The following is a 24,229-nucleotide window of genomic DNA, read 5'->3' on the forward strand; positions in this document are numbered from 1 at the left end:
GAAGAATACCAGGAGGAAAAATGGCAGCAACCCGCATAGAAAAAGATTCCATGGGCCCGATCGAGGTGCCGTCGGAGCGCTTATGGGGGGCGCAAACGCAGCGTTCCCTTGAACATTTCCGCATTTCCAGTGAAAAAATGCCGCCCGCGCTTATCGCTGCGCTGGCGCAAACCAAGCGCGCCGCCGCAGCGGTGAATAAAGATTTAGGTTTACTGCCCGCTGAGCGCGCCGACGCCATTATCCGCGCGGCGGATGAGGTCTTGGCCGGCAGCCACCCGCTGGAGTTTCCCCTGGCCATCTGGCAAACCGGTTCCGGCACGCAAAGCAATATGAATATGAACGAGGTGCTGGCGAACCGCGCCAGCGAGCTGCTGGGCGGAGAGCGCGGCGAAGGCCGCCTGGTGCATCCCAATGACGATGTCAATAAGAGTCAAAGCTCCAATGACGTGTTTCCCACCGCCATGCACGTGGCCGCCGTTGTGGCGCTGCGCGAACATTTAATCCCGCAGCTGAAGACGTTGCGCGCGACGCTCGCGCAAAAATCAGCCGCCTTCGCCACTATCGTGAAAATCGGCCGTACCCATTTGCAGGATGCCACCCCCCTGACGCTGGGACAGGAAATTTCCGGCTGGGTCGCCATGCTCGATCATAATCTCACCCATATCGAACACAGCGTGCCCCATCTGGCCGAACTGGCGCTGGGCGGCACCGCGGTGGGCACCGGGCTGAACACCCATCCCGAATATGCGGTGCGTGTCGCCAAGGCGCTGGCGGAGTTGACCCAACAGCCTTTTGTGACCGCGCCGAATAAATTCGAAGCGCTGGCCACCTGCGACGCGCTGGTCCATGGCCACGGCGCGCTGAAAGGGCTGGCCGCGTCGCTGATGAAAATCGCCAACGATGTCCGCTGGCTGGCGTCCGGCCCGCGCTGCGGCATCGGCGAAATCAGCATCCCCGAAAACGAGCCGGGCAGTTCCATTATGCCGGGCAAGGTCAACCCGACCCAATGCGAAGCCATGACCATGCTGTGTTGCCAGGTATTGGGCAATGACGCGGCAATCAATATCGGCGGCGCGTCCGGCAATTTTGAGCTGAATGTTTACCGGCCGATGATTATCCATAATTTTCTGCAATCGGTACGCCTGCTGGCCGACGGCATGGACAGTTTCAACCATCATTGCGCCGTGGGCATCGAGCCCAACCGGGAGCGTATTGACCAGTTGCTAAACGAATCGCTGATGCTGGTGACCGCGCTGAATACCCATATCGGTTATGACAAAGCGGCGGAAATTGCTAAAAAAGCCCATAAAGAAGGACTGACGCTGAAAGCGTCGGCGCTTAAGCTGGGCTATTTGAGCGCCGATGAGTTTGATCAATGGGTGCGACCGGAAGATATGGTGGGGTCGCTGAAAAGCTGATGGGCCTGGGCCGCTGCGGTTTCTCCACCGCGTAACGGGGCGCGGCGATAATTACTGCGCCCGCGTCCTGTCGAGCGCCGCTTTTGGGCGGCGCTTTGCTTATCGACTCGACGCCGTCAGCGCGCCCTGTTTCCCTTCATGTCGTTGCCTATTGCCCGATGGGCATCAGGACGCCACGTACAGGTGCAATCGTTTAATGAGCAGACGCGCGGGCAGCCCCGGCGGCTTGTGCTTATGGCGTACCCCCTCGCGGTTGTAATCCAGCAAGCCACCCAGCTTCGGCACCGGCGCGCCTGACGACTGCCGGCATAACACTATCAGCGGGGAAGGGCAGGCGTACTGCACCTGCCGCTGGCTGTCCTGATACCAAACCCTGGCAATAGGCTGAACCTTGACCGGTCTTTTTATCTTGAGCGCAATGTCGGGAGGCAATTTACTGACCGCGTCGATCTCCTGCCGGATGCGTTCGGCCCATTGCGTTTTATCATAAGGCGGTACCGCCCGCCCGGCTTCCAGGCTTTTTTGCAGCATGGCCAGCACCTCCTGGCGCGTCAGGTTCTTGATAATCTGTTTATTGGCCCAGCCGAAGCGAACGCTTGCCGGGTCGGTCACTGTTTGCAGCGCGCGGTAGGCGCTGAGGGTTTTTAAACCACGCAGGTGGGTATGGACAAATTCAAAGCGCAGTTCGGGCGGCAGTTGCGACTCTACCGTGATCAGATGCGTCAGTTCGGCTTTTAGCTGGTTTATCGCGGCGGTGAGCGCCTGCGCCGCATGATACTGCGCGTCGTCGACGGAAAAGCAGAGCACGCCCGGCAGGCGAATGGCCGACTTGGCGCTGGTGTCCTGTTTTTGATGATAGATAAACATGCGCTGGAAGTGCGCCAGCCCCAGGGTGCCAGCCTGGGCGCCCACGAGCTGGGTAACCTTTATCTGCGCCGTATCCTCATGCTCTTTGCCTTTTGGAACCTCTGGCAACTCAAAGACCCGCCCGGCAAGCAAGCGAAATCCGCCCATCATCCCCTGCCACTCGGTTAAGTGGGCCTGTAGCTGGTTAAAATGTTGATTAAGTCGGTCGATCAAGTCTAGCGCGGGCATATTAAGGTGACCATTTAGTTACAACATACATTAAAGTATAGCTCTTAGTCGCCACTTCACCAATGCCGTTGTTTTCGCTTAACAGCAGAAACGTCGCGTCCTGGGTATTATCGCAGGCGTTGTTTTGGCTCATCGGCTATGAGAGGGCGCGCAGTTCAGGCAACATGCGCAAGCGCTGGGCCACATATATCCCCAGCAGCAGCATAACGGCGATAAATACCACTACGCCGCTCCAGGCGAATCCATGCCAGAAAAAGCCGCCGACGGTGCCGGCAACGCTTGACCCGACATAATAGCAGAACAGATAAAGCGAAGACGCCTGGCCTTTGGCGCGCCGGGCGCGGCGGCCAATCCAGGCGCTGGCGGTGGAGTGCGAGGCGAAAAAACCGGCGGTAAACAGCATCATACCACCCAGGATGGCTATCAGTGACGAGAACCAGGTCAGCAAAAGCCCGGCCAGCATAATCGTCATCGAGACCATCAGCACCGGTCCGCGGCCATAGCGCCCGGCCAGGCTGCCGGCCTTGGGCGAGCTAAAGGTGCCTGTCAGGTACACGACAGACAGCAAGCCGACCGTGGCCTGGCTTAAGTACCAGGGTCCGGCGAGCAGACGATAACCAATATAGTTAAACAGGGTAATAAACGACCCCATCAGTAAAAAACCTTCGATAAACAGCAACGGCAGACCGGCATCGCGGAAATGCAGGCGGAAATTTATCGCCAGCGTCCGCGGTTTGAGCGACCCGGCGCGGAAGTGGCGCGACGCGGGCAAGATGCGCCAGAACATCAGCGCCGCGCCTAACGCCACCACGCCGATGGCGCCGACGGCGATACGCCAGTTAAAAAAATCCGTCAGCACCCCGCTTATCAGCCTGCCGCTCATACCGCCAATCGAATTGCCGCTGATATAAAGCCCCATGGAAAACGCCACCACGCTCGGGTGGATTTCCTCGCTGAGATAGGTCATCGCCACGGCGGCTACTCCGCTTAACGACAGGCCGACCAGCGCGCGGACGATCAAAATACCCTGCCAGTCGGTCATAAATGCGCTGACGAGGGTAAATGACGCCGCCAGCAGCAATGACACCACCATCACCGCCTTGCGCCCCACGGCATCGGACAGCGGACCGGTAAACAGCAGTCCTACGGCCATCAGGCCGGTGGCGGCCGAAAGGGATAGGCTGCTGGTCGCCGGCGATACGCCGAAATCATGCGATAATACCGGCAGTATCGGCTGGACGCAGTAGAGCAGGGCAAAGGTCGCCAATCCGGCGGAAAACAAGGCCAGGGTGACGCGGATAAACTGCGGGGTGCCACGTTTGATAAAAGGTTGCTTGACGGGGACGAAGTAGTCGGGTGCTTTAACTGCGGGCGTCTCACGGGCGGGCGCGCCGGTACGCGATAGGGTGTTCACAATAACTCCTCGGGAAAGCGAAAAAATCCACAGACGGGGATCTGTCTGCGGTAATAATTTGAAAATGATAGGAACAAAGCAATTTGTTGTCTAATATATTAATACTCTCATTTAATATGTTTAAAGTATGAATATCGAATTGCGTCATTTGCGTTATTTTATCGCCGTGGCGGAAACGCTCCATTTTGGCAGAGCGGCGGAGAAACTTCATATTTCTCAGCCTCCGCTTAGCCAGCAAATCCAAATCCTTGAGCAACAGATCGGCGCCAGATTGCTGGAACGCAATAACCGCAACGTCAGGCTGACGCCCGCGGGAAAACAATTTCTGGAACAGGCCTGGTCGATTATTGAACAGGTTAACCAGGCGGCGGAGCGGGCCGCCAGGATCCATCGCGGCGAATCCGGCGAAATCACTATCGGCTTCACGTCGTCAACGCCGTTTAATCAACGTATCTCGGCAAGTCTGCTGGCTTTTCGCCAACAGCATCCCGCCGTGCATATCCAGATGGTCGAAACCAATACGAAGCAACAGATCGAGCCCCTGATGAACGGTAAGTTCGATATGGGGGTCATGCGCAATACGCCATTGCCGGAGGCATTGGGTTATCAATTGCTGCTGCGGGAATCCCTGGTGGCGGTAGTGCATCAGGATCATCCATTAGCAGGCGCCGCCGGCGGCCGGATCAGCGTGCTGCAGCTGGCCAGGGAACCCTTTGTTTTCTTTGATCGCAAGGTGGGTACGGCGCTGTATGACGAAACGTTGCTGTTATTAAAAGGGTTCGGCATTACGCCTTACATTACCCAGGAAGTCGGCGAGGCAATGACGATTATCGGCCTGGTTTCCGCGGGGCTGGGCGTCTCTATCCTGCCGGCGTCCTTTGCGCGTATCAAAGTCGATAGCGTGCGCTATCTGTCACTGGCGGAACCACAGGCAAAAACCGAGGTATGGCTGGTGACCCTTCGACAAAAGGAGCTTTCTGCCGCCGCCCGGATGCTGATCAATTTAATGTTAAAGCAATAATGCTAGTATGGTTGTTGTGTGCGGTAAATCACATAACTAATCAAATATTTGACGGCTAATTTTAAAAGTCCCACCATAGCCCCAATATATTATTTTATAGCGTGAAAATATCAGGAGCAAGGTGAGTGATTGGCCATGGTCAACCAGGACATATCGATCAAATCAAGCAGACTAACGCGGGAGTCGTGTATCGCCTGATTGATTCATTCGGCCCTATTTCGCGTATCGCCTTGTCAAAACTCGCCAGACTCGCACCCGCCAGCATCACTAAAATCGTGCGCGAACTGGTCGAGGCTCATTTGGTCACCGAAACCGAGTATCAGGAAAATGGCCTGCGCGGCCGGCCGGCCATCGGACTGGTGGTTGATACCCAGGCCTGGCATTTTCTTTCGGTACGCATCGGGCACGGCACCATGACCCTGGCGCTGCGCGAGCTCAGCAGCAAGCTGATTGTCGAAGATACCGTGCCGCTGCCGGCCACGGCGCCGGAACCGCTGTTGGTTCGCCTGATCCAAACCATCGATCAGTTTTTTATCCGTCATCAGCATCAGTTGGAACGTCTTACCGCGGTGGCGGTGACGCTGCCGGGCATTATCGACGCCGCGGCGGGTATGGTGCACCGTATGCCGTGGTATGACGTCAACAACATGGCGCTGGGACCGGCGCTGAGCGAACATATCGGCGTGCCGGCCTACCTGCAGCACGATATCTGCGCCTGGACCATGGCGGAAGCGCTTTACGGCGCGGCGCGCGGATGCAATGACGTTATCCAGATCGTTATCGATCATAATGTGGGCGCCGGCGTGATCACCGGCGGCACGCTATTGCACGGCGGCAGCCGCAGCTTGGTGGAGATTGGGCATACCCAGGTGGAGCCGTATGGCAAACGTTGCTATTGCGGTAACCGCGGCTGCCTGGAAACGGTGGCGGGGATTGAAAGCATACTGGAACTGACGCGCCAACGCCTGGCGCTGAACAGCCATTCCATCATGAATGACGCCGCGATAAGCGTTGAATCGCTGTGCCAGGCGGCCATGGCGGGCGATACCCTGGCGCGGGACATCATCGTCGGCATTGGTAACAGCGTGGGACGCATACTGGCCATCATGGTCAATTTATTCAATCCGGAAAAAATCCTGGTCGGCTCGCCATTAAATGAGGCATCGGATATTTTATTCCCGGTAATTCTCTCCAATATACGTCAACAGTCGCTGCCTGATTACAGTAAGGACATCACCGTGCAGGCGACGCGATTTAAAAACCAAGGCACCATGCCGGGCGCCGCGCTGGTTAAGGATGCGCTGTACGACGGCTCATTGTTATTGAAGCTGGTCCAGGGGTAAGGCTATAAATATTGAGCTAACGCAAGCCGTGGCAAGGCTATATCGGTTACATTTTACGTTAATCAACCACCTTATCCAAACATGTCCAATGGATTAACGCCAGGCTGGAGTCGTCATGTTAAAACGTATTTTTGTAGCCGGTACGGATACCGCTGTCGGCAAGACCATTGTCTCGCGCGCCATTTTGCAATATCTGGCGGCGCGCCGGCTCAGCGTTACCGGGTACAAGCCTATCGCCCGGGGCAGCCAGGAAACGGCGGAAGGGCTGCGCAATAAAGATGCCCTGGTGTTATGCGCTTCCTCCACGCTGCAGCTTCCTTATGAGCAGATCAATCCCATCACCCTGCGCGAGGAGGAAATCAGCGCCTATTCCGGCGATGACATCGATTACGGCTTGATGTCCCGGGGACTGAAGCATCTGTCCGGCCTGGCCGACATGGTGGTGGTGGAGGGCAGCGGCGGCTGGCGTACCATCATGAGCGACTATCGGCCGTATTCCGATTGGGTGGTGCAGGAACAATTGCCGGTAGTCCTGGTTATCGGCATCAAGCTTGGCTGTATTAACCATGCGTTATTAACCGCGCAAGCCATTATTAACGATGGCTTGCCCTTATTAGGGTGGGTTGCTAATCGCATTAATCCCGGGCTGGCGCATTATGCGGAAATAATGGATATCTTGCGTAATAAAATCCCGGCACCGCAGCTGGGTGAATTGCCTTATTTACCCAGGCCGGAGCAGCGCGATCTTTCGGGATATATAGATTTGAGCAATATAACGCTACCGGAGGTTATTACCGCGCAGCAGATGTGATTCCCGGGCGGAAGGGTAAATCTCCCGCCCCGGTTGTTTTACGGGCTTGGCGCGTCGCTTGCGGCCGCGGCGCTGTCGGCGCCTTCGGCCGATCGGATATAGACAATCTTCTGCGTATCGTTTTCACAGTGGCCGACCACCTGGCCGCCCGCCTGGTCGGCGCTATCGTTCGGCACGATATCCAGGCGGAAGCCGGATTCCGGCACCCCGTTGGCGATGATTTTTTGGGTGATATCCGCTTTGACACTTTCACACGACGCCTGCGCCGCCAGCGGCAGCATCATGGCAACCGCCGCGCCCAGGATAAAAAAGCGTTTCCCTGTTTTTCCGCTCAGTTGATGGCTTAGCCCCTTCATCTTGCCTTGATTGCTCATATTACCGTCCTTATCAGAGAATGAAGTACCCGTTACAATGATAGCAGCGCTGCCGGAAACGGATAATAACCGCCTATCAGGGAGCCATTAACGTACGGCCGGTACGGCGATCAAGACAGCGGGCCGTAGTGTCCTCCCAGTAGGCGTTTACGTTCTCACTGCTATTGCATTTTTCCTTTAAATCAATGGTTTTGTCATATTTATCAAAGTCCTTTTCATCGCGCGTAATCTGCTTGTTGCGCAGATTATGGGTGGCGTTCCACTGCTCCTGGCTTTGGCGCGCCTCTTCGCGGGATTGGGCGTTATCACCGGAATCGATGATCAGACGTTGCGTGTTGGTGGCGGCGGCACCGGCGGCGGAGAAGGCCATCAAAGCGACCGCGAGCATCCCGCCGAGCAGTCGTGAATAAGAGGTGGTTTTCATAACGTCTTCCTTTTAATCTTTACGTGGATAATAACGCAGGTAAAATCAACATTGCGCGCGCAGGCATAATAACATTGCCTTATGGTTAAAAACCATTCGTCATCGTTAACGAAAATGAAGGAACAGCCTCCGGTATGTTCAAGACAATGTTGCTGTTTATGGCCACCGCCGTGGCGGAAATTCTGGGGTGCTACCTGCCTTATCTGTGGGTTAAACAACAGGGCGGCATAGTGCTGCTGATACCGGCGGCGGCAAGCCTTATCGCTTTTGTCGCGCTGTTAATGCTGCATCCCGCCGCCAGCGGGCGCGTGTATGCCTCCTACGGCGGGATATATATATTGACCGCGCTGCTATGGCTTCGGTTCATCGACGGCGTAAAATTATCGCCGCAGGACTGGCTGGGCGCAGCGGTGATCTGCGCCGGAGTGATGATTATGCTGTCCGGATGGTCCAGAAATCCGTGATCATTCGCAGTACAACTCGCTTTTCGACCGCGTAAAACAGATGCCCTCACGATGATCAATCGCATTATTGTCGATAATCCAGGCAATATCATGACGGGCCTGAAGTGAAAAGTTGGTCGCAGGCGTGGAAAAATTCCCGGCAGCATAGCCGCCGTCCGGGTCTACGCTTAAGCTAAACTCACCAGGCAACTCTTGTTCATTACCCGCGAGCTCGCCGCTTAGTATGACAATACCTTCCTGCCGCGCTGCATTGCGAACTGTAGCCAGGTATGGATGGCCGTGCGTGGCCAACACAATGTTGAAAGTATCACCCACTTTTAAACTGCGGGCTGCCGGAAGATCAAAATAAACATAACGCCCTTTAGCCAGCATCGCTGGATCCATCGCCAGATCGAGGGATTGGAGCCGCCGCCTGTCGCCGGCAAACTCCCTGACTAAAAGTGAAGGCGGAGTGTTAAGCGTTGTAACGCCGGAGTCCACTGCAACTCCAGGCGCTATTTTTGCCGCTACTGTCGTCCCGGCTTTATCCAGGGCGGAAGCAGAAGGTAAAATGTCGATGCTTAATATAATCGAAAAAAATAACGCGCCCAGGAATGATAATATAATTTTCATAATATAACCTTATTCAATAAAAATTAGATACACGCTGAGATAAATTATTCATAGTCCTGACCGCATCTATCAGATTTGGCGTTCCCAATGGCAGTCCTAAATCATCGGTAAATCGTAGCGGTGTCGAAAAAAATGGGATGGCATTTCCACCCATTATGGTTCTTGCCAAAGAATTTCCCACGGCGAAAGGTGGGGTAGCATTAGTTACTCCTCCATGAAATACTCCCATATTGTGCCCGAACTCATGTCTCATAATAGTAAGGCGATTGCAAGATGACAGTAAATTCTCATAGCCAAACATCGCGTCCCTGTGCGCTTGGCCATTTAAAAAGGCTAAGCCGCATTGCGGCCCCCATATGCTAGTATAATATACCGCATCCGCCCTTAACTCCCGGCGCCAGGATTGTATTTGCGTGTTGACATTCAAAGAACTTAATATGGCGTCGGCATTATTCCAGTTGGCTGGTTCATTGAATTGCCGCATGCCGACCAGGCGCACTCGAAAGTTAGCGCCAGAGTTTTCCAATGCCTCATTGATAAGGTTAAATGATTCAATATTCCGGGTCCGCACTGCGGCGGCACCGATACGCGCTACCGCGGTTTGGCTATAAATAATCAACATGTCAATGGTTACTGTTTCTCGCTGCCATTGCCGATTATTGTCAGTAACAAAAGAAACCGTCTCGCCATCGTATATGGGAAAAGACCGATTGCCAGCGATAACATTGAAAGATAACGCTGCGCGGGTTTCAACGATCAAACGATACCCCGGTGCCTGATTGTTGGGTAAAGTTAGCCTTTGTTGATAATTGTCATTGCTGACCTGGATCCTTGCACGAGGCGACTGTAACGCTGGTATCACGCCGTTCGTCAGGCTTGAGGCCTGCAACGTCGGCAGGGGATCGGTAACAATTTGCCAGCGACGTCCGGACGGGTTTTCAGCTATATAACGGAAAGCATATTGCTGCCCGGTCGATGCATACACCGGGGCATTGAAATTCAAGTTGACATTGTCGATGCCCAGCCTGGGGGTGGAACCATTATGAACTCTGATCAAATCACGATTGTTGGCGCTTAGCGGCAACCTAATCAAAGGCAAAACTGTATTAGTATTGAAATTAACCCTCGTTAGAGGGGAAGTAGGTCGGGGTATGGTGTGACCATTATTGATTATCGTTTGTACCGATATATCCCTCGGCGGGGAACTGGTGATAACCCAGCGGTTAAGATCGGTCCGGAATATGAAAATATAATTATCATTTGTCAGTAATGTCGTTGTGCTGGCGAAAAGCTGTCTCTGCGGCATAATACGTGATTGCAGCGTTGCGCGGGATAGAATTGATACGCGATCATCGTTTAAAGGCTGTTGTGGCAAATGTATTTCTGCCGCCCAATTTCCATTTGCGGTATGGAAATTTATATTCCTGAATCCCGAAGGCAGTTGTCCATTGGGTACTTGGTTTGGCGATAAGGTTATTGCCGATGAAAAAAATGGAAACGCTAATAAAAAAAACAATAAATAATAGATGTTATTTTTTATTAAGCTCATAACTTTAATTATAGCGTTTAGAGAATAAAAATAGTTATTATAAAATTTCATGGTGGATTTCTCTAGAAAATAGATTTAGTATGTTTCGCTAGAGGTTTATCATAAAAAAAATAAAAATAATATAAATTCTTAACAAAAATCCAGGAACTGTTATGTTAAATACAAATGCCAAATTCTGTTATTCCGTTTCAAAAAAAATATCCTGGCTTGGCGTAGAAAGGGTTAGCGGAATAATAGGATTTTACCGGGGAATTGCGCCGCGGGCAGAGGCTGACCACCCGCGGGCAGGGGGAGATTACTCGTCGCGATGGACGCTAAGCCCGCCGAACGACTGGTTTACCGGCATCATTTCCAGCACATTGATATTCACATGGGCCGGCAGGGTGGTGACCCAATAGATCGCTTCGGCTATATCTTCGGGCATCAGCGGATCGGCGTTTTTATAGGTATTTTCCACCTTACTGTCGTCGCCCTTAAAACGCACCGCCGAAAATTCGGTGCCGCCCACCAGGCCCGGCTCGATATCCGTCACGCGCACCTTGGTACCCACCAGATCGGTACGCAGGTTAAGGCTGAACTGCCGGGTAAAAGCCTTGGTGGCGCCGTAGACGTTGCCGCCCGCATAAGGCCAGCGGCCGGCGGTCGAGCCGAGATTAACCACATGGCCGCGCCGCCGCTCCACCATGCCGGGCAACAGGGCGCGGGTCATATAAACCAATCCCTTATTGTTGGTATCGATCATGGTTTCCCAATCATCAAGATTGGCTTTATGCGCCGGTTCCATGCCCAATGCCAGGCCGGCGTTGTTGACCAGCACATCCACTTCGCGCCAGGCCGGGGGCAGGGAGGCAACGGCGCGGGTAATGCCTTCACGATCGCGCACGTCCAGGCGCAGGGGATAAAGGTTATCGCCCAGTTCGGCTTGCAATTGATCAAGTCGTTCCTGGCGGCGACCGGTGGCAATCACCTTATGTCCCTGCTTGAGGAATTTACGGGCGATGGTTTCGCCGAATCCGGCGGTGGCGCCGGTAATAAAGATAATCATGCAGCGGGTCCTTTTATTTCTGAATAATGACAGCATTATCAATTAGCCTGAGCCTGCGCCTCAGGGTTTGCGCAGGTAAGGCGCAATAAGCGAAAGGTCGGCCGGAGACAGCCGGTCGGAGGCGGTCTGCGCCTGGTGCCAGTAGGGATAAATCAGCGGCGGGCGGCTGACGTCGGACAGGCGGGAAATCTCATTGGCGTTCAGGACCAGATCCGCCGCGCGCAGGTTATCCTTTAACTGTTCCTCGGTACGCGCGCCGATAATAACGGAGGTGACGGCGGGGCGGCTGATAAGCCAGGCCAGGGCCACCTGGGCGGCGGAGACGTTCCTCTCTTCGGCGATTTCAACCAGGACGTCGATGATGTTATATAAGGCATCTTGATTATAGATAGGCGGTTCATTCCACTCTTCAAGATGGCGGGTGCTGCCTTCGGGCTGGCGGTCCCGGCGATATTTTCCGGATAGCAGTCCCCCGGCCAGCGGACTCCAGACCAACACGCCTAATCCTTGATCCTGGGTGATCGGCAACAATTCATACTCAGCCTCGCGACTTTGCAGGGAGTAATGGATTTGCTGGCTTACCGGGCGGATAAGGTTGAGTCGTTCGCAAACGCCCAGTGTTTTCATGATATGCCATCCCGAGAAATTGGAAATCCCCACGTAGCGCACCTTACCGCTGCTCACCAGGTGTTCCAGGGCATATAAGGTTTCTTCCAGCGGGGTCTGGCCGTCCCATTCATGCAGCTGATATAAATCGATATGGTCAGTATTTAACCGTTTTAAACTGGCTTCACAGGCGCGGATCAGGTGGTGACGCGATGACCCGCGATCGTTGGGTCCATTGCCCATGGGGAAACGGGCTTTGGAAGCAATCAGGACGCTGTCGCGCTTTTCCTTCAGCACTTCGCCCAAAATTTCTTCCGAAACCCCCTGGGAATACACATCGGCGGTATCAAACAGGTTGATGCCGGCGTCGATACAAAGGGCCAACTGGCGGCGCGCTTCCGCCACGCCGGTATCGCCCACTTTGGCAAATTTCCCTTTGCCGCCGAAGGTCATTGTGCCGAGACTCAATACCGATACTTTCAAGCCGGAACGGCCCAATAGACGATATTCCATAAGAATTCTCCTCGCAGTAGTACATGTCGGATATATCAAGCGCCCGCAATCGAGCCTACAGACCTAGAGCATAGACTAATGTCCTTGCCATCAACAGTCTGTTGTCTGGCAGCGTTGCCACATTCTGGTGCATAAGTATTGCGATTGTGCTTTCTGTTAACATTTATGGACGATTTATTATTTATTACCCCGGTCCGAAGCTGAAGAAATGATGATTATCCAGCCGTACAGAGTATAAGCAAACGGTTGTCATTTGAAGCAAACGTTTGCCTTTACCGTTCGCAGGCTTAATCAGTCGATATGCGTGCGGCCCGACGGTAAAATATTATTAACCAATTGATATATAGGTATATTCAATAAAAAGTCGCTGGGCAGATATTGGCACAAATATTGCCAGTATCTAGGTAACGACGCATTGCATTTTATCGTCCCTCGATGCGCATGGGTATACGGAACAGCATCCTTATACTTGGCATAATATCCGAGGGCCATTACCGAGGCCGCTGTCATGAGTAATATTACCGCTATTCGCAGCAGTTTTTTTGATTTTAGGGCAGGCGTATCGGCTCCGGAAGAACTGGAAGAATCCGCCCGTTTTATCGAGGACGGCCTGTTATTAATCGAGGACGGAACCATTATTTCCCTGCAGTCCTGGCCCGAGGGACGAGACCAGTTGCACCCCCGGCAGGAGATCATACATCTGGCGGATAATATTATCATGCCGGGTTTTATCGACACCCATATCCATTACCCGCAGACGGAAATGATCGGCGCCGACGGCGCTCAGTTACTGGACTGGCTGAACCATTATACGTTTCCCACCGAAAGCCAATACCATTGCCCGGACCGCTCCGCCGGCATGGCGGCGTTTTTTCTGGACCAGCTGTTGCGTAACGGCACCACCACGGCCATGGTCTACGGCACGGTTCACGTCCAGTCCGTCGACGCGTTGTTTGCCGCCGCCTTCGAACGCCGGATGCGCCTTATCGCCGGTAAAGTGATGATGGACCGCCACGCGCCGGACGCGCTGCTGGAAACCCCGGCACAAAGCGAAGAAGCCACCCGCGGGCTGATTAGGCGCTGGCACAATAAAGGACGGCTGGGTTATGCCCTGACGCCGCGTTTTGCGCCGACCTCGTCTCCCGAACTGCTAAGACTGGCGGGGCGGCTGCGGCGGGAGTTTCCCGACCTGTATCTGCAAACCCACCTGAGCGAGAATACGCGGGAGGTCGCCTGGGTCAAAGAACTGTTCCCCGAGCGCGCAAGCTATTTTGATGTCTACCGGCATTATGGCCTGGCGGGCCGTAAAAGCATATTCGCCCATTGCCTGCATCTGGAAGAGCAGGAATGGCGCGATCTGGCGCACTCACATTCCGCCATTGCGTTTTGTCCCACGTCTAACCTGTTTCTCGGCAGCGGGTTGTTTAACCTGCGAAAAACATGGGATTTGGGCATACCGCTGGGCATCGGCACCGATGTAGGGGCGGGCACCACCTTTAACCTGCTGCAAACCCTGGCGGAGGCCTATAAGATCGGCCAGCTGCAGGGCTACCATCTGTCGATCCACGAAGCCCTGTACCATGCCACCCTTGGCGCCGCCCAAGCCTTATCCCTGGACGGGGTATTGGGCAATTTCATGCCCGGCAAGGAGGCTGACTTCGTCGTGCTCGACCCGAGGGCGACGCCGTTGCAGCGATTGCGGCAAACCAACAGCAAGACGCTGCGGGAACGCTTGTTCCTGATGATGATACTCGGCGACGACCGCACTATTTTTCAAACCTGGATCCAGGGCGAACCGGTTTATCGGCGCGATGCGGATACGATAAAACAGGGGGCGGCATGATCCGTTTTTTACTTAACCAAACGTTGGTCAGCGAAACCGGCCTGGACGCCAACACCTCGGTATTAGACTATCTGCGCCGCCGCCAGGGGCGCATGGGCGCCAAGGAGGGCTGCGCGTCCGGCGACTGCGGCGCCTGCACTGTGGTTCTGGTACAGGCCGCCGGGGGCAAATTGCGCTATGACAGCATCAACGCCTGCATTACCCTTATCGGCGCGCTGCACGGTAAGCAATTGCTGACGGTGGAGGATTTATCCCATCAGGGACAATTGCATGGGGTGCAGCAGGCCATGGTGGATAACCACGCCTCGCAGTGCGGTTTTTGCACGCCGGGTATTGTTATGTCGCTGTTCGCCCTGCAAAAATCCGCCGCCGGGGACACCGATGACGCCATCACGCAGGCGCTGGGCGGTAATCTCTGCCGCTGCACCGGCTACCGTCCGATTATGGACGCTGCCCGGCAGATCTGCCGGGCAGTGGACGACCGCTTTTCCGATCAGGAAAACCAGACGCTGGCGCAGTTGGCCCAACTACAACAGCAGGACGATCAGCCGGTCTCCGCGCCGCTATCGGGGCCTGTCGACGGTGCCGGTGTCCCGGCCAGACCTGTCAGCTTGCGTCCCCGCACCCTGGCGCAGCTGGGCGCCACCTTTCTACGCCATCCCGACGCCAGACTGCTGGCCGGCGGCACCGATCTGGCGCTGGCGATTACCTTGCGCCGCGAGACGCTGCCGTTATTGATTGATATCAACCATATTCCCGAGCTGAAAATTTTATCCGCGACCGAAAAGCAGTTGGAAATCGGCGCCGCCGCCTCGCTCAGCGCCTGCGAACCGTTTTTAGCGCGGCATTTGCCGGAATTTCGCGCCGCGCTGACGCGCTTCGCCTCGCGGCAGGTGCGCAACCAGGCCACGCTCGGCGGCAACCTGGCCAACGCTTCGCCCGTGGGGGATGGGGCGCCGATGCTTCTGGCGCTGGACGCGCGTCTGGTACTACGCCGCGGCGACGACGCCCGGGAGTTGCCGCTGGCGCAGTTTTTCCTCTCGTACCGCCATACCGCGCTGGCGGCGGGCGAATTTATCGAACGCATTATCGTACCAAGAGTGACGGCGTCACATAAATGTCAATTTTATAAGGTCGCCAAACGGCGTGAAGATGATATATCGGCAGTGTTTGCCGCCTTTTGCTGCGAAATCGAGGGAGGCGTCATCCGTTCGGCCCGTCTGGCCTACGGCGGCATGGCGGAGATACCCCGCCGGGCCACCGGCGCTGAGGGCGCATTGCTGGGCCAACCCTGGGAGCGAAAAACGGTCGAGCTCGCCTGTCTGCGACTTGCGGACGACTTTACCCCGTTAAGCGACCTGCGCGCCGGCGGCGCCTACCGGCTGCGCGTGGCGCAAAATTTACTGCGGCGGTTTTATCTGTCCGCCTCGTTGCCACGTCATCGCCTGGAGGTCGACCATTATGTCTGAGCAGGCAAAACGATTTTCCGCCGCGCAGCGCCAGCAGCGCTACCGCCAGCCGGCCACAGGCGGCGTAGGCCAGCCGCAGCCCCATGAAAGCGCGGCCAAACACGTCAGCGGCGATGCGATATATATTGACGATCGGCCTGAATTGCCACACCAGCTGCATCTGGCGCCGCGGTTAAGCGAACATGCCCACGCGCTGATTACCCGTGTTGATACGTCCCCCTGTTATCTGATGCCGGGCGTCGAGCGGGTTATGACCTGGCGGGATGTACCCGGCGAACTGGATATCGGCCCGGTGGTCGCGGGCGATCCGCTGCTGGCCAAAGATCGGGTTGACTATGCCGGCCAGGTGATCCTGGTGGTGGCGGCGCGGGACCCGGTCATAGCCCGGCGCGCGGCGGCGGCGGCTGTTATCGAATACCAGCCTTTGCCGGCGGTGCTGGACATCGAGGAGGCGCTGGAAAAAGCGCTTTATGTCGACGCGCCGCATTGCCATCGGCGCGGCGACCCGGACGCGGCGCTGGCCGCCGCGCCGCGTCGTCTCCAGGGCAGCCTGCGGATGGGCGGGCAAGAGCATTTTTATCTGGAATCCCAGGTGGCGTCGGTGATCCCGGGCGAGGATGGCGCCATGCAGGTTTTTTCATCGACCCAGCACCCGACCGAGGTACAGAAACTGGTGGCGTCGGTGCTGGGCGTGGATATGAAGGATATTACCGTCGATATGCGCAGGATGGGCGGCGGTTTTGGCGGTAAGGAGACTCAGGCGGCGGGTCCCGCCTGCTTATGCGCCCTGGCGGCCCGGCTCACGGGCAAACCGGCTAAAATGCGTCTGAGCCGCCGCGACGATATGCTGATGACAGGCAAACGCCACCCGTTCCTGGTACGCTACGACGTGGGTTTTAACGCGCGCGGGCATCTCCTCGGCCTGAAGCTGGAATTGGCGGCCAACTGCGGTTATTCGGCCGATTTATCTCCCTCCATCGTCGACCGCGCCATGTTCCATGCCGACAACGCCTATTATCTCGCCGATGTGCTGATAACCGGCTACCGCTGCCGGACCAATACCGCTTCCAATACCGCGTTCCGCGGCTTCGGCGGCCCACAGGGCATGCTGGCCATCGAGCATATTATTGAACATATCGCCCGCGAGACCGGTCTGGATCCGCTGTCGGTGCGACGGCTGAATTATTACGGCAAAACAACGCGCAATATCACTCATTACCAACAGCCGGTGGAAGATAATCTGCTCGACGAACTCACCGACGCCCTGGAAACCAGCGCCGGTTACCGGCAACGACGCCGGGAGATTATCGCCTATAACGCCGCCAGCCCGATATTAAAACGCGGGCTGGCGCTGACGCCGGTCAAGTTCGGTATCTCGTTTACCGCCGGTTTTCTTAACCAGGCGGGGGCCATGCTGCTGATGTATACCGACGGTACGCTGCAGCTCAATCACGGCGGCACGGAAATGGGGCAGGGCCTGCATACCAAAGTCATACAGGTCGTGGCGCAGGTGCTGGGCGTCAATCCCGCGAAGATCAGGATTACCGCCACCGATACCGGTAAAATTCCCAACACGTCGCCCACCGCCGCGTCTTCGGGGGCCGATTTGAACGGCAAAGCCGCCCAGTCCGCCGCCGAAACGCTGAAACAGCGCCTGGTGACGATGTTATGCCGGGTCCATCACGCCGAACCGGAGCAAATTAATTTTCGCAACGGCATGGTCGACGTTGCGGGCCGGATCTTTACCCTGGGCGAAGTCGCCGAGCTGGCTCATCTCCAGCAGGTATCGCTGGCAAGCCAGGGCTATTACGCCACGCCGTCCCTTTATTATGATCGCCAGCAAGCCGCCGGCCGGCCATTTTACTATTTTGCCTACGGCGTGGCCTGTTCCGAAGTGGTGGTGGATACCTTAACCGGCGAGTACCGGTTATTGCGCGCCGATATCCTGCATGACGTAGGCGATTCGCTTAATCCGGCCATCGATATCGGCCAGGTGGAGGGGGGATTTATCCAGGGTATGGGCTGGCTGACCAGCGAGGAACTGATCTGGGACGCGCGGGGCCGCCTGCTGACCGACGGCCCGGCCACCTATAAAATTCCCACTATCGGCGATACCCCGGCGCAGCTGAACGTACATTTGCTGCAAAACCGCGCCAATCCCAAGCAGACGGTATTCCATTCCAAAGCGGTGGGCGAGCCGCCGTTTATGCTGGCCATTTCAGTATGGTGCGCCATCCGGGACGCGGTGGCCAGTCTGGCCGATTATCGCCGTCTGCCCGATATCGATGCCCCGGCCACGCCGGAGCGGGTCCTGGCGGCCGTGGATGCGCTGCTGGCCCCGACATTAGGTGACAATGTCACTAAAAGTGCTATTAACCCCGCCCCGGCAGCATCGGCCCAAACGATGCTGGCCGGCGGTCAAACGCCTGCGCGCCAGGGAAAGGAATCTCCCTATGACTGATAATTGGATCTCAGCGCTGGCGCAACTGCAGGCGGAAGGCACCCCGGCCGTATTGGTCACGATTATTGATGAACAGGGCTCGACGCCACGCGACAGCGGCACCAAAATGGTGGTGACCAGCAGCCGGCAATTTTGCACGGTCGGCGGCGGTCATTTGGAATTTCAATGCACGCGGATAGCCAGGGAACTGCTGGGCGAGCCTCGCCCGGCCTGTCGCACGGAGCGTTTTTCCCTTGGCGCGCGCCTGGGGCAATGCTGCGGCGGCATGACATCAGTGCTATTCGAGCCGGTGATTATGGCGCGGCCTCATATCGCGGTATTCGGCGCCGGGCACGTAGGCAAGGCGCTGGTCAGGATCCTGGCGGAGCTGCCCTGTGATATCAGTTGGGTGGACAGCCGTGCCGACCAGTTTCCACCGGCATGCGATCAACGCGTCAAGGTGATTATCGACGATCCGCTCGATGCCCTGGACGCCATGCCGGCCGACAGCTATTTTATCGTGATGACCCACGATCATCAGCTTGATTTTATGCTGGTTGAGCAGGTACTTAAACGCGGCGGCCATCGGTATTGCGGGCTTATTGGGTCTATCACCAAACGCCGGCGCTTTCTTTATCGCCTTGGCGAGCGCGGCATGGGTGCCGAGGCATTGGCGCAACTGCGCTGTCCCATCGGTTTGGAGACGGTGAAAGGAAAAATGCCGGCGGAAATCGCGGTGTCGATAGCGGGCGAGGTGATTGGTTGCTATAACCGGCAGGCAAATAGCAGCGGCGAAATATCATGATATATAAGGCGGCGGGATGGCACCCGCCGTCCTCTCACGCCAGCGTACGCACGGCTCCAAAACAGGGCCGGCCGAGCCGGCCCTGAGCTGAAGGCGCGCCGCGCCGCTTAGAAATTCACTTTCACGCCTAACGTACCGGTGGTGTCGTGGTATCCCTTGCCGCCGACTTGCTGGCCGATGCTGCCCCATAGCGCCAGATGCTCATTAATTTGTCCCTCATTACCCATTTTAATCTCGCCGATATCCCTGGCGCCCTCCTGGGAGTAGGCATCCTTACCCAGGCAAACGCCGAAGTCGTGGGTATTATGGATCCAGTTTGTTTCGACATAGGGCTGGAACATGCGCTGCCTGCCTTCATCCATGCTGGCATAACCGCGCATATACAGCCGTGCGCCCAGGCGGGTCTGGATATTATCATGGCCCAGCATGGTGATGCGTTCGCCGTTCGGGTCTTTCTGATCCCGTGCGCCGACGCCCATCCAGGCGACCTGTATTTGCGGTTGTAAATAGGTGTCAAAGGCGGCAGCGGAGAACAGTCGCCAGCTATGACCGGCTTCTACTGTGCCGACAAATCCAGCGGAACGGTAGGTTGCCGTATCGGCGGATTTATTTGCCGACGATCCGTTTTTAACATGATTGCCGAACCAGTTATAGTTTAGCGAGCCATCAAGATAGGGGCCTTCGTGATTGCCGTCGTTGCGATACCAGGTACCGTATATACCGGCGCCATATCCCTCAAGTCCGCCTTGGGCGCTTTTACCGTTAATGGCATGGCTATGGCTGCGGCTTTTACCCGCGCCGAGCATCACGCCGAAATGCAGTCCGTCGATACCGTCGCGGCTGCCGCTAACGATTTCCCCGCCCAATTGCACCTTTTGGGTATTGGTGCTGGCAGATAACGCGCCGTCGCGCATACGCGCCCCGGTTTGACCGCCGGCGATACGCAGCCAGAAAGAAGATTGACCTGCGCCATCGGCGCCGTTAAAGGCGGACGGGAATTCCGTGGCGCCGACCCGATCGTGCATGCGGGTCGCAAACAGGGTATTGGCGGTTGCCATATTGGCGGCATAGATACCCGCCGCCGGCTGCAAACTGCTGCGGGCCAGCAAGCCATTGCCCGCATCAACCCCCTGATTGTCCTGATTACTATTGAACAAGGCTAAGAGTCCATCATCAACCAAATCATCATCGGGCGGCGCGGTAGCATCAAGGTTTTCATCGAGCGACTCTGGAGAGTCCATTTCTTCAGTGAATAAGAGAACGAGGCCGTAATCCTCCTCCTCATCATCGTCACGGACACCGGAGTCCGCATTTTTATCAATCGGCTTGGACGCGTCCGTTTGTTCATTGAACAAGGCCACGAGGCCGAAATCCTCCTCCTCATCGTCGCCGCCGGCAGCGGAGTCCGCGTTTTTATCAAGCGGCTTAGACACGTCCGTTTGTTCATTGAACAAGGCCGCGAGGCCGAAATCCTCCTCCTCATCATCACCACGGACTGCGGAGTCCGCATTTTTATCAAGCGGCTTGGACGCGTCCGTTTGTTCATTGAACAAGGCAGCGAGGCCGAAATCCTCCTCCTCATCGCCGCCGCCGGCAACGGCGTGCGCATTTTGCACAGGCGGCCGAGAAGCGTCGCTTTGTTCGTTGAACAAGGCAGCGAGGCCGAAATCCTCCTCCTCCTTATCGCCGCGGGTAGAGTCTGCATTTGTATCAAGCGGCTGGGACGCAGCTCTTTGTTCATCAAACCGAGCAGCGGAACCGTTATCCATCCCATCATCATCGCCGCAGCCATGGGCGGGATAATCCCGCTCGTAGTCATTCTCTTCAAAGCCCTCGCCATGTAAATATTTATCGAACCTGCCAAGTTGGCTGTAGGGGGCTATGTTTGCATCTTGCGGCACGGTATTGGCAGTATTGTTAATCAGACCTTTGAAATTTTTACCCTCGCTCAGGTCTGCTTTTATGTGTGTGAGCGTATAAACGAGCGCATTAGCGTTATTCCCATCCCTTTCAGGCACGGGTCCCAAGTCACCGTAAATTTTATCAATCGCGTCATTTATAGAGGCATTGCTTTGAGTCCAGTCGTGATCATAACTGCCAACAAGGTCACTCGTACTGCTTATTATATTAAACTGGACCTTGGGGTATGGTGGTTTTTCTATTCGGTCTGGGAGAACAGTCCGATCCGTTGGTTTCGGCTGAATGGTCATGTTATTATTTTTATGCTGGAAAGTACGCGGCGGCTTAGCAGGCCCGCTTCTGTAATGGTTCGCCGTGTTATCCTGCGCATCTGCGGCAGGTATCTTTTTTTGCAGATGGATTTGATCAGAAGATGGTTTATTTACCCCATCCTTTTTTTCGGCAATGAATGCCACAAGCCGGTTATTTTCTTTTCTTACTTTGGCTTCATTTTCGCTTGAGGCGGGTGTATTTAGAAACATGAAGGCATCTTCAGAAACATTGCCATTTAACTTAATAGAGGCTATATTTTCTGGATTACTATTCAAAATATTACCTTTTACAAAAATATTGCTTTTATTTGGAGCGTTGCCTCTAATCTCCAATTGATTATTATCAGGATTATCATTTTTTTTATTTACCCTCAGAACAATGATCCCGTTATCTCTTGAGATATAATCGCCATCAATGGTAAGCGTGGTGTGCGGAAGGCTTTGACCAGGGGTAATTCCCTTCTCTGCATGTAAAGGTTTTTTGCTGAAGAAATCACCAATACTATTGAACTTGCTCGGCTTTTTAGTTTCAGGATCAACTGAAAGGGTACCTTCGTTGATGACATTTGATTGTATTATGCCATTGCCCTGGATTGTGGCGTTTTTGGAAGCACAGATCTCTTTTGCGAAAATTTGCGGAGAATTTTGCAGCAGCAGCGTTGAGTTGTCTACCATAATCGCTTCAATGTTGAGATTTTCCGGTATGCCTTCTTTAATGACAAACTCCCCCCCGCCTCTAAAAAACACGACGGTTTTTAAATCATTGGGTCTGCCTTTAGTCAACATTTTTTTATCGACTTTCTTGGTTTCCCCCTTTTTGCTATACAAATCCACAATATGGTACGTACTGTCGTTTCCCGAGTTGTAACCTAATGATCTTATATCAAAACTATGGATTTTCGATGAATCTGAATTTGGATTTTCAAATGTACTTTTAGAAGGTTTTATTTTTATGATATTCGAAAATGGCTTTATATTAGTACTGGCAGTGGGCGGAGAACCGTGTAAATCACTTTCATTGACTTTGCTCTCACTATCACTGGCACTATAAGCCTGCGTTATGCCACCGACTACCGTCAGGATGCCGATAAAGGTCTTTCTTGTTTTTTTCATGATCGCCTATTTATTTAGATTTTATTTAAAAATTACTCAAAAATACTATCGATAAGTTTATTGATTGTTACCCATAGCGAGGTGAGATAACGGGAAGCTATTCTAGCCAGACAAAAAACAAATACAGCTTAAAATAAACTATTGTTTAGGGAAGGTTTTACCTTCATTACGGCGGCCGTTGTTTTTTAACCTTTTTGATTAACAATTGACATATTAACCAAAGCAATAATAATCCAAACAGTAATTATTTTGTGCGCGTTTACTTTTCAATGCGATTTATGGCCCTGATTGCAGGATCAGGCAATAACGCAAGAATAATCGTCTACCTTATCCGGGATGATTGCTGGCAGAATAGGGCAACAGTGGATGCATGGCGAACCTGCGCCATCTCCTTTATCAAGCAACCCGGAGTTTGTCATATGTCTAAAGCTAAAGGTTATGCCGCGCTCAGCGCCAAGGCGCCTCTTACGCCTTACTCTTTTGAGCGACGCGCCCCCGGCCCCGATGATGTCGTGATCAAAATCGCCTACTGCGGCGTTTGCCATTCGGATATTCACCAGGCCAGGGACGAGTGGGGCGGGGCTATATTCCCCATGGTGCCCGGCCATGAAATTGTGGGTGAGGTGGTCGCCGCAGGCGACGGCGTGACAAAGTTTAACGTAGGCGATCGGGTCGGCGTCGGTTGCTTTGTGGATTCCTGCACCCATTGCGCCGAGCGCGATGTGGATTTAGAGCAATACAAGGAAGGGTTGGTATTAACCTATAACAGCGTGGAGCGCGACGGCAAAACGCCAACCATGGGCGGCTATTCCGACCATATCGTGGTCAAGCAGGGTTATGTGCTGTCGGTTCCCGATAATTTACCCTTGGACGCGGCGGCTCCCTTGCTCTGCGCCGGCATTACCCTCTACTCGCCATTGCGTCACTGGCAGGCCGGGCCGGGTAAAAAAGTGGCTATTATCGGTCTTGGCGGCTTAGGCCATATGGGTGTGAAGCTGGGCAAAGCCATGGGCGCGGAAATGACCGTGCTCAGCCAGACCCTGTCTAAGAAAGAGGACGGTCTGCGTCTGGGCGCCCAACATTATTACGCCACGCAGGATCCGGCCACCTTCGAGAAGTTAAAAAGCACCTTTGATCTGATAATCTGCACCGTCGGAACGGAAATCGACTGGGGCGCCTATCTGTCGCTGTTAAAAATCGACGGCACCATGGTCCTGGTCGGCCTGCCGGAAAAGAAGGTGCCGCTGCACGCCGCGGCCCTGATCGGCGGGCGCCGCAGTCTCGCGGGTTCCGGCATCGGTTCGATTAAGGAAACCCAGGAGATGCTTGATTTTTGCGGCGAGCACAATATCGTTTCCGATATTGAAAAGATTAATATCCAGCAAATCAATGATGCTTATGAGCGGGTGGTAAAAAGCGATGTGCGTTATCGTTTCGTCATCGATATGGCCTCCCTGTAACGGCTGTTGATGCCTACTGGCCTAAATCAGTTTGATGACAAATTCGTGCTTGCGGGCATGATGGCTAGGATTGTCAGCAGTCTGAAATGCGCTTCGGCGCATTTTTTTTTGCCCATATTCTTCAGGACGGGGGCAAGACTGTCTTTTCACCTGGGGCGTGCTAGCATGGGATCAGGGTT

At 54.8% G+C, this 24,229-nt stretch carries 19 protein-coding genes; 10 read left to right on the forward strand and 9 right to left on the reverse strand.

Annotated features, from left to right (window positions below; genetic code table 11):
• Window positions 1-20 precede the first annotated feature (20 nt).
• Window positions 21-1,418 carry a class II fumarate hydratase gene (gene fumC / locus ACL2XM_RS09190; protein ID WP_410015062.1) on the forward strand — a complete coding sequence of 466 codons (1,398 nt, stop codon included), beginning with the start codon at window positions 21-23 and terminating at the stop codon, window positions 1,416-1,418.
• Between the two features lie 165 nt (window positions 1,419-1,583).
• Here fumC and tus read toward each other — a convergent pair whose 3' ends face one another.
• Both tus and ACL2XM_RS09200 read right to left on the reverse strand, forming a co-directional pair.
• Window positions 1,584-2,513 (reverse strand): DNA replication terminus site-binding protein, encoded by a 930-nt coding sequence (gene tus / locus ACL2XM_RS09195; RefSeq protein WP_413728408.1) that lies wholly within the window; start codon window positions 2,511-2,513, stop codon window positions 1,584-1,586.
• Between the two features lie 136 nt (window positions 2,514-2,649).
• Window positions 2,650-3,927 carry an MFS transporter gene (locus ACL2XM_RS09200; protein ID WP_410015064.1) on the reverse strand — a complete coding sequence of 426 codons (1,278 nt, stop codon included), beginning with the start codon at window positions 3,925-3,927 and terminating at the stop codon, window positions 2,650-2,652.
• Window positions 3,928-4,054: 127 nt separating this feature from the next.
• Between ACL2XM_RS09200 and ACL2XM_RS09205 the strand changes: the two genes are divergently transcribed.
• The 3 genes from ACL2XM_RS09205 (at window position 4,055) to bioD (ending at window position 7,102) form a co-directional block, all read left to right on the forward strand.
• Entirely contained in the window at window positions 4,055-4,948 is an 894-nt protein-coding gene (locus tag ACL2XM_RS09205) for a LysR family transcriptional regulator (RefSeq protein WP_413732766.1), read from the forward strand.
• 125 nt (window positions 4,949-5,073) lie between these two features.
• Window positions 5,074-6,291, forward strand: coding sequence for an ROK family protein (locus ACL2XM_RS09210; RefSeq protein ID WP_410015066.1), 1,218 nt, complete (start codon window positions 5,074-5,076; stop codon window positions 6,289-6,291).
• Between the two features lie 115 nt (window positions 6,292-6,406).
• Window positions 6,407-7,102 (forward strand): dethiobiotin synthase, encoded by a 696-nt coding sequence (bioD, locus tag ACL2XM_RS09215; RefSeq protein ID WP_410015067.1) that lies wholly within the window; start codon window positions 6,407-6,409, stop codon window positions 7,100-7,102.
• 38 nt (window positions 7,103-7,140) lie between these two features.
• Here the strand turns inward: bioD and ACL2XM_RS09220 are convergent, their stop codons facing one another.
• A complete protein-coding gene (locus ACL2XM_RS09220) occupies window positions 7,141-7,476 on the reverse strand; it encodes a DUF1161 domain-containing protein (protein ID WP_413722876.1) in 336 nt (111 codons plus the stop codon).
• Window positions 7,477-7,552: 76 nt separating this feature from the next.
• On the reverse strand, window positions 7,553-7,900 hold the full coding sequence (locus ACL2XM_RS09225; protein WP_413722875.1) for a DUF1283 family protein: 348 nt from the start codon (window positions 7,898-7,900) through the stop codon (window positions 7,553-7,555).
• Between the two features lie 134 nt (window positions 7,901-8,034).
• Here ACL2XM_RS09225 and ACL2XM_RS09230 point away from each other — a divergent pair, with 134 nt between their 5' ends.
• Window positions 8,035-8,364: a YnfA family protein gene (locus ACL2XM_RS09230; protein WP_410015070.1), complete on the forward strand. Its 330-nt coding sequence runs from the start codon at window positions 8,035-8,037 to the stop codon at window positions 8,362-8,364.
• Here ACL2XM_RS09230 and ACL2XM_RS09235 read toward each other — a convergent pair whose 3' ends face one another.
• The 4 genes from ACL2XM_RS09235 to ACL2XM_RS09250 form a co-directional block, all read right to left on the reverse strand.
• Window positions 8,365-8,976 (reverse strand): hypothetical protein, encoded by a 612-nt coding sequence (locus tag ACL2XM_RS09235; protein ID WP_413722874.1) that lies wholly within the window; start codon window positions 8,974-8,976, stop codon window positions 8,365-8,367.
• A 13-nt stretch (window positions 8,977-8,989) separates the two neighbouring features.
• Window positions 8,990-10,576 (reverse strand): M12 family metallo-peptidase, encoded by a 1,587-nt coding sequence (locus tag ACL2XM_RS09240; RefSeq protein ID WP_413722873.1) that lies wholly within the window; start codon window positions 10,574-10,576, stop codon window positions 8,990-8,992.
• 244 nt (window positions 10,577-10,820) lie between these two features.
• On the reverse strand, window positions 10,821-11,570 hold the full coding sequence (ydfG, locus tag ACL2XM_RS09245; protein WP_410015073.1) for a bifunctional NADP-dependent 3-hydroxy acid dehydrogenase/3-hydroxypropionate dehydrogenase YdfG: 750 nt from the start codon (window positions 11,568-11,570) through the stop codon (window positions 10,821-10,823).
• A 60-nt stretch (window positions 11,571-11,630) separates the two neighbouring features.
• Window positions 11,631-12,689 (reverse strand): aldo/keto reductase, encoded by a 1,059-nt coding sequence (locus tag ACL2XM_RS09250; protein ID WP_410015074.1) that lies wholly within the window; start codon window positions 12,687-12,689, stop codon window positions 11,631-11,633.
• 508 nt (window positions 12,690-13,197) lie between these two features.
• Here ACL2XM_RS09250 and guaD point away from each other — a divergent pair.
• From guaD to xdhC, 4 genes are read left to right on the forward strand one after another with little or no spacing between them, the layout of a single operon-like run.
• Window positions 13,198-14,532 carry a guanine deaminase gene (gene guaD / locus ACL2XM_RS09255; protein ID WP_410015075.1) on the forward strand — a complete coding sequence of 445 codons (1,335 nt, stop codon included), beginning with the start codon at window positions 13,198-13,200 and terminating at the stop codon, window positions 14,530-14,532.
• A complete protein-coding gene (xdhA, locus tag ACL2XM_RS09260; RefSeq protein WP_413732767.1) occupies window positions 14,529-16,001 on the forward strand; it encodes a xanthine dehydrogenase small subunit in 1,473 nt (490 codons plus the stop codon). The genes guaD and xdhA overlap by 4 nt, the downstream gene beginning before the upstream one ends.
• Window positions 15,994-18,462 (forward strand): xanthine dehydrogenase molybdopterin binding subunit, encoded by a 2,469-nt coding sequence (gene xdhB, locus ACL2XM_RS09265; RefSeq protein WP_413722871.1) that lies wholly within the window; start codon window positions 15,994-15,996, stop codon window positions 18,460-18,462. The genes xdhA and xdhB overlap by 8 nt, the downstream gene beginning before the upstream one ends.
• Entirely contained in the window at window positions 18,455-19,246 is a 792-nt protein-coding gene (gene xdhC / locus ACL2XM_RS09270; RefSeq protein WP_413722870.1) for a xanthine dehydrogenase accessory protein XdhC, read from the forward strand. The genes xdhB and xdhC overlap by 8 nt, the downstream gene beginning before the upstream one ends.
• A 107-nt stretch (window positions 19,247-19,353) precedes the next feature.
• Here xdhC and ACL2XM_RS09275 read toward each other — a convergent pair whose 3' ends face one another.
• Window positions 19,354-22,590 (reverse strand): autotransporter outer membrane beta-barrel domain-containing protein, encoded by a 3,237-nt coding sequence (locus tag ACL2XM_RS09275; RefSeq protein ID WP_413732768.1) that lies wholly within the window; start codon window positions 22,588-22,590, stop codon window positions 19,354-19,356.
• Window positions 22,591-23,009: 419 nt separating this feature from the next.
• Between ACL2XM_RS09275 and ACL2XM_RS09280 the strand changes: the two genes are divergently transcribed.
• The gene (locus ACL2XM_RS09280) at window positions 23,010-24,050 is read left to right on the forward strand and encodes an NAD(P)-dependent alcohol dehydrogenase (protein ID WP_413722868.1); all 1,041 of its coding nucleotides are present in this window, start codon (window positions 23,010-23,012) and stop codon (window positions 24,048-24,050) included.
• The last annotated feature ends 179 nt before the right edge of the window (window positions 24,051-24,229 follow it).

Source organism: Sodalis sp. RH20 (genome assembly GCF_047324205.1).
GTDB lineage: Bacteria > Pseudomonadota > Gammaproteobacteria > Enterobacterales > Enterobacteriaceae > Acerihabitans.